Annotated in this window: 15 protein-coding genes; 6 read left to right on the top strand and 9 right to left on the bottom strand. The window is 73.0% G+C overall.

The window, feature by feature from the left end; genetic code table 11:
* Nucleotides 1–149: 149 nt before the first annotated feature.
* Together OHA55_RS28480 and OHA55_RS28475 are read right to left on the bottom strand one after the other, a co-directional pair.
* Nucleotides 150–794 carry a class F sortase gene (locus OHA55_RS28480; protein ID WP_266712457.1) on the bottom strand — a complete coding sequence of 215 codons (645 nt, stop codon included), beginning with the start codon at nt 792–794 and terminating at the stop codon, nt 150–152.
* A 49-nt stretch (nt 795–843) separates the two neighbouring features.
* Nucleotides 844–1626: a hypothetical protein gene (locus OHA55_RS28475; RefSeq protein ID WP_266711686.1), complete on the bottom strand. Its 783-nt coding sequence runs from the start codon at nt 1624–1626 to the stop codon at nt 844–846.
* A gap of 199 nt (nt 1627–1825) precedes the next feature.
* Between OHA55_RS28475 and OHA55_RS28470 the strand changes: the two genes are divergently transcribed.
* From OHA55_RS28470 to OHA55_RS28460, 3 genes are all read left to right on the top strand, one after another.
* Nucleotides 1826–2320, top strand: a complete 495-nt coding sequence (locus OHA55_RS28470; RefSeq protein WP_266711684.1) for an NUDIX hydrolase — start codon at nt 1826–1828, stop codon at nt 2318–2320.
* Between the two features lie 62 nt (nt 2321–2382).
* Nucleotides 2383–3123 (top strand): Sir2 family NAD-dependent protein deacetylase, encoded by a 741-nt coding sequence (locus OHA55_RS28465; RefSeq protein ID WP_266711682.1) that lies wholly within the window; start codon nt 2383–2385, stop codon nt 3121–3123.
* Nucleotides 3124–3380: 257 nt separating this feature from the next.
* Nucleotides 3381–3965: a TMEM165/GDT1 family protein gene (locus OHA55_RS28460; protein WP_266711680.1), complete on the top strand. Its 585-nt coding sequence runs from the start codon at nt 3381–3383 to the stop codon at nt 3963–3965.
* Nucleotides 3966–4043: 78 nt separating this feature from the next.
* Here OHA55_RS28460 and OHA55_RS28455 read toward each other — a convergent pair whose 3' ends face one another.
* The 3 genes from OHA55_RS28455 to OHA55_RS28445 all read right to left on the bottom strand — a co-directional run bounded on the left by OHA55_RS28455 (nt 4044) and on the right by OHA55_RS28445 (nt 7661).
* The gene (locus OHA55_RS28455) at nt 4044–4580 is read right to left on the bottom strand and encodes a methylated-DNA--[protein]-cysteine S-methyltransferase (protein ID WP_266711678.1); all 537 of its coding nucleotides are present in this window, start codon (nt 4578–4580) and stop codon (nt 4044–4046) included.
* Between the two features lie 64 nt (nt 4581–4644).
* A complete protein-coding gene (locus OHA55_RS28450; protein ID WP_266711676.1) occupies nt 4645–6120 on the bottom strand; it encodes an AlkA N-terminal domain-containing protein in 1476 nt (491 codons plus the stop codon).
* 122 nt (nt 6121–6242) lie between these two features.
* A complete protein-coding gene (locus tag OHA55_RS28445) occupies nt 6243–7661 on the bottom strand; it encodes an NAD(P)/FAD-dependent oxidoreductase (protein WP_266711674.1) in 1419 nt (472 codons plus the stop codon).
* 86 nt (nt 7662–7747) lie between these two features.
* Between OHA55_RS28445 and OHA55_RS28440 the strand changes: the two genes are divergently transcribed.
* Nucleotides 7748–8575, top strand: a complete 828-nt coding sequence (locus OHA55_RS28440) for a nucleotidyltransferase domain-containing protein (RefSeq protein WP_266711672.1) — start codon at nt 7748–7750, stop codon at nt 8573–8575.
* Between the two features lie 97 nt (nt 8576–8672).
* Here the strand turns inward: OHA55_RS28440 and OHA55_RS28435 are convergent, their stop codons facing one another.
* Together OHA55_RS28435 and OHA55_RS28430 are read right to left on the bottom strand one after the other, a co-directional pair.
* Nucleotides 8673–9554 (bottom strand): inositol monophosphatase family protein, encoded by an 882-nt coding sequence (locus OHA55_RS28435; RefSeq protein ID WP_266711670.1) that lies wholly within the window; start codon nt 9552–9554, stop codon nt 8673–8675.
* A gap of 120 nt (nt 9555–9674) precedes the next feature.
* Nucleotides 9675–10457, bottom strand: a complete 783-nt coding sequence (locus tag OHA55_RS28430) for a GNAT family N-acetyltransferase (RefSeq protein ID WP_266711668.1) — start codon at nt 10455–10457, stop codon at nt 9675–9677.
* Between the two features lie 486 nt (nt 10458–10943).
* Here OHA55_RS28430 and OHA55_RS28425 point away from each other — a divergent pair, with 486 nt between their 5' ends.
* Nucleotides 10944–11642 carry a type 1 glutamine amidotransferase domain-containing protein gene (locus OHA55_RS28425; protein ID WP_266711666.1) on the top strand — a complete coding sequence of 233 codons (699 nt, stop codon included), beginning with the start codon at nt 10944–10946 and terminating at the stop codon, nt 11640–11642.
* Nucleotides 11643–11699: 57 nt separating this feature from the next.
* Here OHA55_RS28425 and OHA55_RS28420 read toward each other — a convergent pair whose 3' ends face one another.
* Both OHA55_RS28420 and OHA55_RS28415 read right to left on the bottom strand, forming a co-directional pair.
* On the bottom strand, nt 11700–12083 hold the full coding sequence (locus OHA55_RS28420) for a Zn-ribbon domain-containing OB-fold protein (protein ID WP_266711664.1): 384 nt from the start codon (nt 12081–12083) through the stop codon (nt 11700–11702).
* Nucleotides 12084–12197: 114 nt separating this feature from the next.
* Complete coding sequence (locus OHA55_RS28415) at nt 12198–12986, bottom strand: TetR family transcriptional regulator (RefSeq protein WP_266711662.1); 789 nt, start codon at nt 12984–12986, stop codon at nt 12198–12200.
* Nucleotides 12987–13096: 110 nt separating this feature from the next.
* Between OHA55_RS28415 and OHA55_RS28410 the strand changes: the two genes are divergently transcribed.
* The gene (locus OHA55_RS28410; protein ID WP_266711660.1) at nt 13097–13882 is read left to right on the top strand and encodes an electron transfer flavoprotein subunit beta/FixA family protein; all 786 of its coding nucleotides are present in this window, start codon (nt 13097–13099) and stop codon (nt 13880–13882) included.
* Nucleotides 13883–13904 lie beyond the last annotated feature (22 nt).

Below are 13904 nucleotides of genomic sequence, written 5' to 3'. Positions count from 1 at the left end.
CGCCACCCTGCATCCCTCGCTATCGAACAGCCACTCGTGCCGCTCGACCCTATCCGCAGCCCGGTCGGTCTGCCCATGGCCCGGGTCCGGAACGCGCCCGACGGGCCGCGCGCGAGGCGTGCGGCCCGTCGTGGGGTCCGTGGTGGTCGTCAGGCGGTTTTCGTGAGGGAGGTGAGGTGGGCGAAGACGACGACGTTGGCGGAGTAGCCGGTCTTCTTGTCGAAGCGTCCGCCGCAGGTCAGCAGCCGCAGTTCCGGGCGGTTGGTCGTCCCGTAGACCTTGTCGTCGGGGAACTCGCTCTTGCGGTAGGTCTTGACGGTGTCGACGGTGAAGACGGCGGTCCTGCGGTCCGCGCGCAGGACCTTGACGGCGTCGCCCCTGCGCAGCGCGTTCAGGTTCAGGAAGATGGCGGGTCCCGTCGCGGTGTCCCGGTGGCCGACGATCAGGGCCGTGCCGGCCTCTCCCGGGGACGGCCCGTCCTGGTACCAGCCCGCCTCCTTCGGCCGGTTGATCGGCGGGGCACCGAGGCGGCCCTTGGCGTCGAGGCTCAGACCGACGAGCGGGGCCTCGATGTAGATGGCGGGGATCGCGACCTTCACCGCCCGGGAGGGACTCAGCGGTACGTGGGATTCCGGGATGGTCTCCGGCATCCGGTGCGGGGCCCTGCGGAACGGTGGCGACCCGCCGCCCGCGGCGTCGGAGCCGCGGGCGGCGTGTGCCGTCGCGTCGTCGGACGGGTCACCGCACACCCACACGATGCCCGCCACGAGGGACGAGGTCGCGCACAGCGTCAGGGTGAGACGACATGCGCGACTCGGCCCCCTGCGCCGCCGTCGCGGAGTGCTACGCCTCGCCACGGGCGCGACGGCGGGCGGACCGGCGGACCAGGACGAGCCCGGCGAGTCCGGCCACTCCCGCCGCAACGGCCGCGGTGGTCCCCGCGCCCGGGCCCGTGTCGCCGTCGTAGCTCGCGGTCTCCAGGGTGGGGACGCCACCGCCACCCGCGGGGACTCCGCCGGAGGGGCGGCTGCCCGAGGCGGTCTTGGTGTCGGTGGCCTGCGTGTCGGCTGCCTCGGTGTCGGCGGCCTGCGTGTCGGCGGCCTGCGTGTCGGCGGTCGTGCTGTCGGCGGCCGTCGTGCCGGTCGCCTGGTTGTCGGCGGCCTGGCCGCCGCCCTGGTTGCGCTCGCTGCCGCCTCGCCCACCGGGGTTGCCGTCGGGGCAGTTGACGACGAAGGTCCGCTGCTTGGTCAGGCTGCTCGGGACGACCCACTGGAGCTGGTAGGTGCCGTCCGGCAGCTGGTACAGCGGGCTGCGGGCCCTGCCCTGCGCGAGCGGGAGCGTGCCGGCGAGCGCGTTGCCGGGCGGAATGGTCAGCGGCTGCTCCGTGATGGTCCAGGCGACCGACGCGAGCGTCTCGAAGTTGTTGGCCGACAGCCTGAACTGGCAGATCGAGCCACCGTTTCCACGGGTGTCGCGGCCCGCGTTGCGGACCTCCACGATGGTGAGGTCGCCGCTGTCGCCGGGCAGCGCGAGAGCCGTGGGGGCGCAGGTGAGAGCGATGCCGGCGGCCGCGACGAGGGTGCCGGCGCGGAGGGCGTGGGTGCGGGTGGAGGCGGAGATGGGCATGCGTGACTCCTTGAAGCCAGAATGATTGTCGTACTAATGGGAGGGGCACCCAAGGGATGTCACAGGTGATCCACAGGAGTGGACCGGCGTGACCGAGAACCCGCCGGAAATCCCCCCACCGGCCCATACACGGCGAGTCGCGTCCGGTCGGAACGAGAGCGGTGACGGGGGTGGGGAGCGCGGCCTCTAATCTGGCGCGGTGACCACAACTGACGACTACGCCACCTACATCGCCGGCCTGCCCCGGATCCTGGCGGGCGCCGCCTGCCTCTTCCGCGACGCGACGGGCCGGGTGCTGCTGGTCGAGCCCAACTACCGGGACGGCTGGGCGCTGCCCGGCGGGACGATCGAGTCGGGCACCGGCGAGGGCCCCCGGGCGGGGGCGCGGCGCGAGACCGCCGAGGAGATCGGCCTCGACCTGGAGCCGGGCCAGCTCCTGGTGGTGGACTGGGTGCGCGGCCCGAACCGCCCTCCCATCGCGGCGTACCTGTTCGACGGCGGAGTGCTGAGCGAGGAGCGGCTGGCGGCGATCGTCCTCCAGGAGGAGGAGTTGCTCTCCTGGAAGCTGGTGGAGCGTTCCGCCCTCCCGGACCACCTCCTCGGGACGCTGCTGCACCGGGTGCTGGCGGCTCTCGACGCTCTCGACTCCGGTACCGGAGCGGTGGAGCTGGAGGACGGCAGGCCGGTCGTCTGACGGGCTGCCAGGACGCGGGAAATCCGCTCGTCGGGCGGGCCCGCGCTCCGTAGGCTCCCCGCATGACTCTCGTGGCGATCCTCAGCGGTGCCGGTGTCTCCACGGACTCGGGCATTCCCGACTACCGCGGCCCGAACGGGCTGTGGACGCGGGACCCGGAGGCCGAGAAGCTCGTCACCTACGACTTCTACATGGCCGATCCGGACATCCGCCGCCGCTCCTGGCAGATGCGCCGGGCCGCCGCCGCGTTGAACGCCCGCCCGAACGCGGCCCACCGCGCGGTGGCGGAGCTGGAACGGTCGGGCACCGCCGTGCGGGTACTCACGCAGAACATCGACGGTCTGCACCAGGAGGCCGGGCTCTCCGCCCGCAAGGTGGTCGAGCTCCATGGCAGCGACCGCGAGGTGGTCTGCACCCGGTGCCACGCCCGCTCCCCCATGGCCGACGCGCTGCGCCGGGTGGAGGCGGGCGAGGGCGACCCTCCGTGCACGGCCTGCGGGGGCGTCCTGAAGTCGGCGACCGTCATGTTCGGCGAGCGGCTGGACCCGGAGGTGCTGGCGAAGGCTGTGGCGATCGCCCAGGGGTGCGAGGTGTTCGTCGCGGTGGGCACGACGCTCCAGGTGCACCCGGCGGCCGCGCTCGCCGGTCTGGCCGCCGACCACGGGGCCCGGCTGATCATCGTGAACGCCGAGCCGACCCCGTACGACGACCGGGCCGCCGAGGTGGTGCGCGAGCCGATCGGTACGGCACTCCCGGCCCTGCTGGAACGGCTGGCGGCGGACGGGGCGGGCGGTACCGGCTGAGCCCCTCGGGTGCGGGTGGGGTAGTGTTGAGGGCTGCGAAGGGGAGTAGCCCCGAAAACCGGTCGTCGACACACTGGAATCCCCGGATTCCCGGTGGCCGGGCCCGTCGATCATGGCGGGTGGGCGAGACCTTCGGTCAGGTATGACACACCCGCGCCCTGCGGGTGCTGCGTCGTGCCGGGCCGAGTGGTCCTCCGAGAGCCCGTGCGGCGCTTCGCGAAGGCCCGGGGCCCGGCTCTTACAGAAAGCCACCCGGAATGCACCTCGACCCCCTGGCGATCATCACCGCCTTCGGGCTGATCTTCCTCGCCGAACTGCCGGACAAGACGATGTTCGCGTCGCTCGCCATGGGCACGCGCATGAAGCCCCTGTACGTCTGGTTCGGTACGTCGTCCGCGTTCATCGTCCATGTGGCCATCGCGGTCGGCGCGGGTGGTCTCCTCGGGCTGCTGCCCGACTGGATCGTCAAACTGGTCTCCGCCCTGCTCTTCGCCTTCGGCGCCTTCATGCTGCTGCGCGGCGGGGGCGACGACGAGGACGAGGACGAGGCGGGCAAGACCGTCACCGGTTTCTGGCCCGTCTTCGGGACGGCGTTCATGGCCGTCTTCATCGGTGAGTGGGGCGACCTCACCCAGATCACCACGGCCAACCTCGCCGCGAGCAACGGTGCCTGGTCGGTGGCGATCGGTTCCGCCGCCGCGCTGATGTCCGTCTCGGCCTTGGCGCTGCTGGCCGGGCGGTTCATCGCCAAGCGGGTGCCGCTCAAGACCGTCCAGCGGGTCGGCGGGGTGTGCATGCTCGGGCTGGCTATCTGGACGGCGACCGAGATCTTCACCGGCTGACGTCCCACCCCGTGCGCGGGTGTGGAGGAGCCCGGTGACCGCTGGTCGGTCACCGGGCTCCTCCGTACCCGGGTGCTCTCAGAAGAGGGCCGGGGTGTCGTTCTCCGTGCCGCGTTCGAAGGCGAGCAGGCGCTGCTTGCGGTCGAGCCCGCCACCGTATCCGGTGAGGCTCCCCGACGCTCCGATGACCCGGTGGCACGGGACGATGATCGAGACCGGGTTGCGGCCGTTGGCCAGGCCGACGGCCCGGGAGGCGCCGGGTTTGCCGAGCCTGCCGGCCAGCTCGCCGTAGGAGAGGGTCTCGCCGTACGGGATGCGCCGGAGCTCGGCCCAGACGGTCCGCTGGAACGGGGTGCCCTCCAGGTGCAGCGGCAGGTCGAACTCGGTGCGCGCCCCGTCGAAGTACTCCTCCAGCTGGCGGACGGCCTCGGCGAAGGCGTGGCCGTCCACCTCCTCCCCGAAGGTCTCGCGCGGTGGCTGGTGACGGTGCTCGGTCATGTACAGAGCGCTGAGGACTCCGTCGGTGGCGACGAGGGTGAGCGGGCCGTAGGGGCTGTCGAGCAGGGTGTGGGTCCTGGTGGGCGGGAGAACCTGCGGGAGGACGGTGGTGCTCATGGGGTGCTTCTTTCGCGGATCGGTGGTCGGCGGATCGGAGGCCGGGGCGCGCTCGGGGCCGGGATCATTCGGGCAGGTGGTTGATGGCGTGCCCGTCGACGGTCCACAGGTACTGCACGGCGTACGCCCGCCACGGCCGCCATCCGGCGGCTCGCGCGGTGAGCGCCGCCGGGGTCGACGGCAGCCCCAGCCGCTCGGCGGCGCGCCGGATGCCGAGGTCGGTGGGGCAGAAGGCGTCCGGGTCGCCGAGGGCGCGCATGGCGATCACCTCCACGGTCCACGGTCCGAAGCCGGGCAGCGTGCTCAGCGCGGCGCGGGCCTCGTCCCAGTCGGTGTCGGCGGCGTCCAGTCGCAGCGAGCCGTCGGCCAGCGCTCCGACGAGGGTGGTCAGCGTGGTGCGCCTGCTGCGGGGCAGGGCGAGCGCCTCGGGGTCGAGCCCGGCCAGCGCCTCCGGCGTCGGGAAGAGGTGGGTGAGCCCGCCCTCGGAGTCCTCGACGGGCTTCCCGTACGCCGTGACCAGGCGGGCCGCGTGGGTACGGGCGGCGGCGGTGGAGACCTGCTGGCCGAGGACCGCGCGTACGGCGAACTCCGCGCCGTCCACCGTGCGCGGCACCCGGCGTCCCGGCGCGGCGTCCACCAGGGGGGCGAGCAGCGGATCGGTGCGCAGCTGGCCGTCGACGGCCACCGGGTCCGCGTCCAGGTCGAGGAGGCGGCGGCAGCGGCTGATGGCGAGGGTGAGGTCGCGGGGGTCGGTGAGCTGGAGGCGGCAGGCGATGTGGTCGGAGCGCGGGGAGAGCGCCACGATGCCGTGGCCGTGCGGCAGGGCGAGGGTGCGCCGGTATGCGCCGTCGCGCCACTCCTCGACGCCTGGGACGGCTGTCGCGGCGAGGTGGCCGAAGAGGTTGCTGGGGTTGAGCGGGGCGCGGAACGGCAGCCGCAGCGCGATCACGCCGGGTGTCGAGGCGGCCTTGGCACCGCGTTCGGCGCGGGTGCGCAGCTCTCCGGGGGCGAGGGCGAAGACCTCGCGGACGGTTTCGTTGAAGGTGCGGATCGAGGCGAACCCGGCGGCGAACGCCACTTCGGCCATCGGCAGCGCGGTCGTCTCGATGAGGACCCGCGCGGTCTGGGCCCGCTGGGCGCGGGCCAGGGCGAGCGGTCCGGCTCCCAGCTCGGCCAGAAGCTGGCGTTCGATCTGGCGGGCGGAGTAGCCGAGGCGGGCGGCGAGGCCGGGGACGCCCTCCCGGTCGACCACTCCGTCCTGGATGAGGCGCATGGCGCGGGCGACCGAGTCGGCTCGGGCGTTCCACTCCGGGGACCCGGGGCTGGTGTCGGGGCGGCAGCGCTTGCAGGCCCGGAACCCGGCCTGCTGGCAGGCTGCCGCGCTGGGGTAGAAGGTCATGTTCTCGACCTTGGGCGGTACGACGGGGCAGCTGGGACGGCAGTAGATCCGGGTGGTCAGGACCGCCGTGAAGAACCATCCGTCGAAGCGGGCGTCCTTGGACTGGACCGCCCGCACGCAGCGCTCGGTGTCGGTGTGCATGCTTCAAGCATCGGTCACCCGGGGAGCCGGGGCTGGCGGAAATCCGACATGGAGGTGGGGCGGGTTCCGGCGCGCGGGTGGACCGGACACCTCGGGATCCGCTGCTTCCCCCCGCCCCGGGGTCACCGTGCGGCGCGGAGGCTGCGCCAGACCGCGCGGGCGGCGTGGTGGCCGGACATGCCGTGGACGCCCGGGCCCGGCGGGGTCGCCGAGGAGCAGAGGAAGACCGCCGGATGGGCGGTGGCGTACGGGACGCGGGCGAGCTTGGGGCGGATGACGGTCTGCAGTCCGGCGAAGGCCCCGCAGGCGATGTCGCCCCCGACGTAGTTGGCGTTGTGCGCGGCGAGCTCCCTCGGTCCGGCGACCGCCCGGGCCAGGACCAGGTCACGGAAGCCGGGTGCGAAGCGCTCCAGCTGGCGCTCGATGACCTCGGTGGCATCGCCCTCCCAGCGCGCCGGTACGTGTCCGTACACCCAGAAGACGTGGTGGCCCTCGGGGGCGCGGGTGGGGTCGGCGAGGCTCGGCTGGGCGGTGATCAGGAACGGGACGCTCGGGTCGCGGCCGTCGACGGCGGCCCGGAGCGCGGCGTCGATCTCGGGGGCGGTCGGTCCGATGTGTACGGTCCCGGCGCGCCGGGCCTCCTCGGCGGTCCAGGGGACCGGGCCGGAGAGCGCGTAGTCGATCTTGAAGGTGGCGGCGCCGTAACGGTAGTGGCGGTAGGCGTTGCCGAGTCCGGCGATCCTGGCGAGGGCGGTCGGCGAGGTGTCGAAGACGTAGGCGCGGGCCGGCGGCAGCTCGTCCAGGCGCTTGACCTCGGTGCCGGTGCGGACGGTGCCGCCCTGGCTGCGCAGGTACGAGGCGAGGGCGTCGGAGATCGACTGGGAGCCGCCCCGGGGCACCGGCCAGCCGTTGGCGTGCGCGGCGAGGGCGAAGAGCAGGGCGATCCCGCCGGTGGCGAGCCCGGAGGTGGGGGCGATGGCGTGCGCGGCGAGACCGGCGACGAGTGCGCGGGCCTTCTCGTCGTGGAAGCGCCGGGAGAGCAGCGTGGCCGGCTGGAGGGCGTCGAGCCCGAAGCGCACCCAGCGGTACGGGTCGCGGGGCAGGCCGAGCCAGGGGGTGCGCAGGAAGTCCTGGGCCAGGGTCTCCCAGTGGCCGAGGTACGGGGCGACGAGCCGGCGGTACGCGCCCGCGTCCCGGGCCCCGAGCGAGGCGGCGGTCTCCCCCACCGACCGGTTGAGCACGGCGGCCGTGCCGTCCGGGAAGGGGTGGGCGAGGGCCAGGTCGGGCTGGATCCACTCCAGTCCGTGGTCCGCGAGCGGCATCCCGGCGAACGCCGGGGAGCCGATGCCGAGCGGGTGGACGGCGGAGCAGGGGTCGTGGCGGTAGCCGGGGAGGGTCAGCTCCTTGGTGCGGGCGCCGCCGCCGACGGTGTCGGCCGCCTCGAAGACCTCCACCGAGAGGCCCCGGCGGGCGAGTTCGGCGGCGGCGGTCAGCCCGTTGGGCCCGGCCCCCACGACGACTGCGTCAAGCATCGGCGACACCTTGGGGCTCCTTCGCGGGGCGGCGGGCAGGAGAACCAGGATATTCCCGCGCACGGGCGGCGTACGCGTGGGTACCCTCCGCTCCGATGACCGACTCCACCGAGAAGACCGCGTCCACCGTCGCCGCCCTGGCCGAGCGGCTCGTCCATGTGCCCGGTGTCCGCGCCGTGGCCCTGGGCGGCAGCCGGGCCCGTGGCACCCACCGCCCCGATTCGGACTGGGATCTGGGCCTCTACTACCGGGGTTCGCCCGATATCGACGCGTTGACCGCGCTCGCTTCCGAGGTGCAGGGAACACCCGCGACGGTGGAGGGACCGGGCAGTTGGGGTCCCTGGGTGAACGGGGGCGGGTGGCTGCGGATCGAGGGTGTCCCGGTCGACTGGATCCTGCGGGACCTGGACCGGGTGGAGGCGGTCTGGGCCGACTGCCGGGAGGGGCGCTACGAAGTGGGCGTGCAGCCGGGGCACCCGCTGGGGTTCTGGTCGCCCTGCTATCCGGGCGAGGTCGCTCTGGGGCGCGTACTGGCCGACCCCGCAGGGGAACTGACGGAACTTCAGAAGCAAGTGCGGCGTTATCCCGAGCCCTTGCGGCAGGCCCTGGCGGACGGGGCGTGGGAGGCGGAGTTCCTGGTGGACTCGGCGGCGAAGTCGGCCCCGGTCGGCGACACGCTGCACGTCTCCCTCTGCCTGTCGCGGGCGTTCGGGATTCTCGCCCAGGCGCTGCACGCGCACCATCGCACCTGGTGCCTCAACGAGAAGGGCGCGCTGGCCGCCGCGGCGGCGCTGCCCGGGACTCCGCACGGCTTCGCGGAGCGGGCCGCCGCCGCGCTGGCCGGCCTCGGCCCGGCCGCGGTGGAGACGGCCCGGGAGGTGGTACGGGACGTACGGGCGGTCCTGGCGCGCGGGAGGGAGTGAGACCCGCGGCGCCGCAGGGCGGTGCGGGGCGGGGCGGGGCGGGGCGGGGCGGGGCGGGGCGGGGCGGTGCGGGGCGTGCGCGGGTCCGGCGCGTCCGTCAGACGCCGGTGAGCAGCGCCTCACGGATGCGGGCGACGGTCGCCTCGTCCCGGCCGACCGCGAACGGCAGGTCGTTGTCGCCCGCCAGCCTGAACCGCGCACCGGACAGGGTGGCGTGGGAGCCGCCCGCCTCGGCGACCAGCAGCAGCCCCGCGGCGTGGTCCCAGGCGAACTCCCAGTTGAAGGCGAGCGCGTCGAGAGCGCCGCGGGCCACGGCCAGGTACTCGAGCCCGGCCGAACCGCAGGCGCGGGCGTCGATGCCCTCGGTCCGCAGACCGAGCAGAGCGCGCTTCTGCTCGTCGGTGGTGAAGTCGGGGTGGGACATCGCGACCCTCAGCACGGCGCCGGGCTCGGGCGAGCCGGACCTGAGCGGCTTCCCGTTGAGCGTGGCGCCCCGGCCGCGTACCGCGACGGCCATCTCCTGGAGCACGGGGGCGTACGTCCACGAGGCGATGAGCTCACCGTGGTGGGCGAGCGCGACGAGGGTGCAGAATCCGGCCTCGCCGCGCACGAACTGGCGGGTGCCGTCCACGGGGTCCACGATCCACACCGGGGCGTCCCCGGACAGCGCGCCGTAGACGGCCGGGTCGGCGTGCACGGCCTCCTCCCCGACCACCACCGATCCCGGCAGAATGCGGGTCAGCGCCTCGGTGAGGTGGTTCTCCGCCTCCCGGTCCGCCCTGGTGACGAGGTCGTGCGGCCCGCTCTTCTCGACGATGTCGTCGGCGGTGAGCTTGCGGTGGCGGGGCATGATCTCGGCGGCCACCGCCGCGCGTACCGCCTGCTCGACCCGCGCCACCTGTCCGACGCTCCCCTCGCCACCGGTGTCCGTGGCGTTACCGGCGTTCCGTGCGTTTGCGGCGAGAAATTCATCGATCATGTCTCCAGCTAAGCACGGTCCGGCCGACCCCCCGAAGGCGGACAGGTTTCCGGGCCGTGAAACCCCCTGTTCCGGGCGGGGGCGGCCCCTGCGGAAGGTGCCGCCCCCGCCCGGAACGGGTCAGGCTTCGAGCCTCATGTACAGCCGGGTGCCCTGCGGCCGGTAGCCGAGCCGCTCGTACACGCGGCGTGAGCCCTCGCCGGAGAACTCCAGCCAGACCGACTCGGCCCCGCGGTCGAACATCGACCCGGTGAGCGCGCCGGTGACCGCACCGGCGATGCCCCTGCCCCGGAAGGCGGGGCGGGTACCGACGCCGGCGAGTTCCGCGGTACCCACCGCGGGTGCGGAACAGGAGGCGGCGCCCGCGCAGGTCCCGTCGGGTGCCCGGACGAAGCGGACGCCCCCGCCGCTCTCCTGCGTGCGCCGGAGACGGGCCACTCCCTGGGCGGAGGAGACGTGGACTCCCTCGAAGGACTCGGACAGGGCGGCGTCGACGGCCGCGTACTCCTCGTCCGACTCCGGCGTCCGCACGAGGAGGGCCGGGCGCTCCTCGTCCGTGCCGCCCGCGTCCGGGACGGGCGACGGGATCAGGGTGGCGGGGGTGCAGACCAGGTAGGTGTGCGTTTCCTCGACGGTGAATCCGGCGGTCCGCAGTGCCGCCTCCACGTCGGGGGCCGCCTCCGGCGCGTACTCCAGGCGCGGCAGCAGACCGCGCACGCGGAACGCTTCGATCAGGGAGCGCACGTCGTCGCCCGTCGGCCGGGCGCCGGGCAGCGGGGTGGCGTAGTTGATGAACGGACTGGGCGTGGCGGGATCGAATCCCGCGACGAACCCACCGGTCTCCACGACGTCGGGACGGCGACGGAGGTTGGCGACGGCGAAGTTCTGGACGTTGGTGTCCACGATGTGGGTGACCTCACGAAGGTGACAGGGCGGGAGCGCGCACCGCACAGCCCGTGACGGGCGTGCGGACCTCGCGCGTGCTGGTGTGTCGTGCCTGCTCCGGGCAGGGAGAGGCGGCGGTGCGCTGGGCACCGCCTCGTGGGACCGCCGCGCCGTGTGGCGTGGTACCGGCCGACAGGTGCCGCCGAGGCTGACCTGTCAGTACCGACGACGGCCGCTGAGGGACGTCGTGGACAATAGACTCAATCCTTCGTGATCCGTCCGTACGGATCCGGAGGGACCCGTACACCGCAGAGGGCGCGGCAAGCGTGTCACGGCGCCCGCGCGGCGGGCAAGCGATTTCCCGGGACCTGCGGCGGCCCGCCGGTTCCGGGGAGCCCTCACCTCCGCCGGTTGGCGTCATCGGCGGAGTCCGTCCTACGGTCGAGGGGTCGGCGAACCCCGGCAAATCCACGGAACAACCCCACGACCCCGGAGATGTGCGACATGGCGAAGATCCTGTTTGTGGTGACGGGCGCGGACCACTGGACCCTGGCGGACGGCAGCAAACACCCCACCGGCTTCTGGGCCGAGGAGGCCGCCGCCCCGTACGAGGCGTTCAAAGCGGCGGGTCACGACGTCGTCGTCGCCACCCCGGGCGGGGTGGAGCCCACCGTGGACCGGGCGAGCCTGGCCCCGGACGTCAACGGAGGCCAGGAGAACGCCGACCGGATCGCCACGACGCTGGACGGCATGGACGAGCTGCGTACCCCGCTGGCCCTGGACGACGTCCGGCTGGACGAGTACGACGCGGTGTTCTACCCCGGTGGCCACGGGCCCATGGAGGACCTCGCCGTCGACGGGGTTTCCGGCGAGCTCCTCACCCGCGCACTGGATTCGGGCAAGCCGCTGGGCGTGGTGTGCCATGCCCCGGCCGCCCTGCTCGCCGCGAAGCGCCCGGACGGCTCCCCCACCTTCGCGGGGTACCGGCTGACCGGTTTCACCAACGCGGAGGAGACCCAGGCGGGCTTCGCGGACAAGGCGCGCTGGCTGCTCCAGGACCGGCTGGTGGAGCTGGGCGCGGACTTCCGGGAGAGCGACCCGTGGGCGCCGTACGTGATCACCGACCGCAACCTGATTACCGGTCAGAATCCGGCGTCCTCGGCCCCGTTGGCCGCCGAGATGGTCAAGAGGCTGGACGGATGACCCCGTTCGGCCCTTCGCGGTCCGCCCGTCCGGCTCTCGCCGGAACGCCGGCCCGGGTCAGTACCAGTCGCGACGGGCGGGCGGCTCACTGAGTTCGAGGATCACGTCGCCCGCTTCCGGCTCTTCGGCGGGGAGCGGGCGCACCCGGGCGCCGACCTCCACCAGATGCGGGGCGGCCCCCACGACCTGGCAGCGGAAGACGAACCCTTCCGGGAACCGGACCAGGGACTCGTTGCGGGCGTCTTCGGTGTAGCGGTGGACGACTGCGGTCCGCACGACGACTCCGTCTCCGGAGCTGCGCTCCGGGGTGAAGTCGCTCGACGCGCAGACCGGGCAGAGCAGCCTCCGGAAGGAGGCCGTACCGCACCAGCGGCAGCGCTGGAAGGGCAGCCCCGTTTCCTCGGCCACCTTGTGCACGGTGCCACTTGCTGACGGGAACATGTCGGGACCCCCTGCGCTCGGCTCGGACGCGCCACACCACGGCAGCGGCGGCGCGTCCGCACCATATGGCACTCAGTGCCTAGCCGTAAAGACACTGAGTGCCGATTGGTGCATTCAACTTTCCCCGACGGCCGCCTCTATCTGCTGGACGACCCTCCACATCGGCGTCCCGCGCTGCGCGACCATGACGATCACGTCCCGCGCGGGCCCCTCCGTACCGTCGCCCGGACCGCGGTCCGGACCGTCCGCTCCGACGAGGGCCGGCCCGATGCGCCCCGCGGGTCCGGCCCGGGTCGACCAGACTTCGCGTACCACGTCGAGGGCATTGTCGACGGCCGCCCAGGCATCCCCCTCGCCCCCCGAACGCAGCCAGAGGCGGAGGCCGTTGTTGTGCGCCGCCGCGATCGAGGCGGCGGCCACCTCGGCCCGCAGCACACCGTCCGGCAGGTCGCGGAAGGCGTGCCGCAGGTAGCCCGCGAAGGTCCGCTCGTACCGCCGCACCACCGAGAGTTCGTAGCTCCGCAGACCCGGCACCTCCCGGGTCAACCGGTAGCGCTGGACCGAGAATTCGGGCTTCGCCGCATACATGTTCAGTACGATCCGCACCGCTTCGCAGACCGTGCCGATGGGGTCGTCGGCGTCCTTGCCGTCCGCGATCTCCACGGCTTCGGCTGCGGCGAGGAAGGCCGTCGTCTCGGCGAGGCAGCTCTCGTGGTCGGGGAAGACCACGTCCTCCTTCGAGGGGAAGTAGCGGAAGAACGAGCGCCGTCCGACCCCGGCGCGCGCCACGATGTCGTCCACCGTGGTCCGTTCGAAGCCCTTCTCCACGAAGAGCTCGAACGCCGCCTCGGCGAGCCCCTCCCGCATGGGAGCCTTCTTCGCTGGTCTGCGCGCATCGGTCATGCCGCGCAACGTAGCACCGGACACCCCGATCTGGCACTGCGTACCTTTACAGAGGGTACTGAGTGCCATAATCTCGGCACTACGAACCACCACCAGGTAGGAGAGCCGGCGTGAGCTTGAGGATCGTTGTCTGTGTGAAGTACGTGCCCGACGCGACCGGTGACCGGGGGTTCGCCGATGATCTGACGGTGGACCGTGAGGACGTGGACGGTCTGTTGTCGGAGCTGGACGAGTACGCGGTCGAGCAGGCGTTGCGTATCGCGGAGTCGGCGGACGAGGCGGAGGTCACCGTGGTGACGGTGGGTCCGGAGGACGCGAAGGACGCGTTGCGCAAGGCGTTGTCGATGGGTGCGGACAAGGCGGTGCACGTCGAGGACGATTCTCTGCACGGCAGTGATGTGATGGGGACGTCGCTGGTGCTGGCGAAGGCGGTCGAGAAGACGGGCTTCGATCTGGTGGTCTGCGGGATGGCGTCGACGGACGGGACGATGGGGGTGCTGCCGGCGGTGCTGGCGGAGCGTCTGGGTGTGCCGCAGGTGACGCTGTTGTCGGAGGTGTCGGTGTCGGGTGGCACGGTGACCGGGCGGCGTGACGGCGACTCGGCGTCGGAGGAGCTTTCGGCGTCGTTGCCGGCGGTGGTGTCGGTGACCGACCAGTCGGGCGAGGCACGGTACCCGTCGTTCAAGGGGATCATGGCGGCGAAGAAGAAGCCGGTCGAGGCGCTGGACCTGGACGATCTGGAGATCGACGCGGACGAGGTCGGTCTGGCGGGTGCGTGGACGGTCGTCGACGCGGCGGTGGAGCGTCCGGCGCGTACCGCGGGCACGATCGTGAAGGACGAGGGTGAGGGCGGGAAGAAGCTCGCCGAGTTCCTCGTGGGGCAGAAGTTCATCTGATCCCCTGCGGCGTCGCGTCGCG

Origin of the sequence: Streptomyces sp. NBC_00102 (assembly GCF_026343115.1) — a bacterium.
In the GTDB taxonomy this organism is placed as follows: Bacteria; Actinomycetota; Actinomycetes; order Streptomycetales; family Streptomycetaceae; genus Streptomyces.
The sequence above is the reverse complement of the archived record's forward strand: the minus strand, read 5'-3'. Positions and strand labels throughout refer to the sequence as shown.

Excerpts from the sequence above, each read along its gene's own strand:
- OHA55_RS28475 (WP_266711686.1), bottom strand. The coding sequence starts at position 1,626 with ATGCCCATCTCCGCCTCCACCCGCACCCACGCCCTCCGCGCCGGCACC.
- OHA55_RS28465 (WP_266711682.1), top strand. The coding sequence starts at position 2,383 with ATGACTCTCGTGGCGATCCTCAGCGGTGCCGGTGTCTCCACGGACTCG.
- OHA55_RS28460 (WP_266711680.1), top strand. The coding sequence starts at position 3,381 with ATGCACCTCGACCCCCTGGCGATCATCACCGCCTTCGGGCTGATCTTC.
- OHA55_RS28455 (WP_266711678.1), bottom strand. The coding sequence starts at position 4,580 with ATGAGCACCACCGTCCTCCCGCAGGTTCTCCCGCCCACCAGGACCCAC.
- OHA55_RS28450 (WP_266711676.1), bottom strand. The coding sequence starts at position 6,120 with ATGCACACCGACACCGAGCGCTGCGTGCGGGCGGTCCAGTCCAAGGAC.
- OHA55_RS28440 (WP_266711672.1), top strand. The coding sequence starts at position 7,748 with ATGACCGACTCCACCGAGAAGACCGCGTCCACCGTCGCCGCCCTGGCC.
- OHA55_RS28435 (WP_266711670.1), bottom strand. The coding sequence starts at position 9,554 with ATGATCGATGAATTTCTCGCCGCAAACGCACGGAACGCCGGTAACGCC.
- OHA55_RS28425 (WP_266711666.1), top strand. The coding sequence starts at position 10,944 with ATGGCGAAGATCCTGTTTGTGGTGACGGGCGCGGACCACTGGACCCTG.
- OHA55_RS28420 (WP_266711664.1), bottom strand. The coding sequence starts at position 12,083 with ATGTTCCCGTCAGCAAGTGGCACCGTGCACAAGGTGGCCGAGGAAACG.
- OHA55_RS28415 (WP_266711662.1), bottom strand. The coding sequence starts at position 12,986 with ATGACCGATGCGCGCAGACCAGCGAAGAAGGCTCCCATGCGGGAGGGG.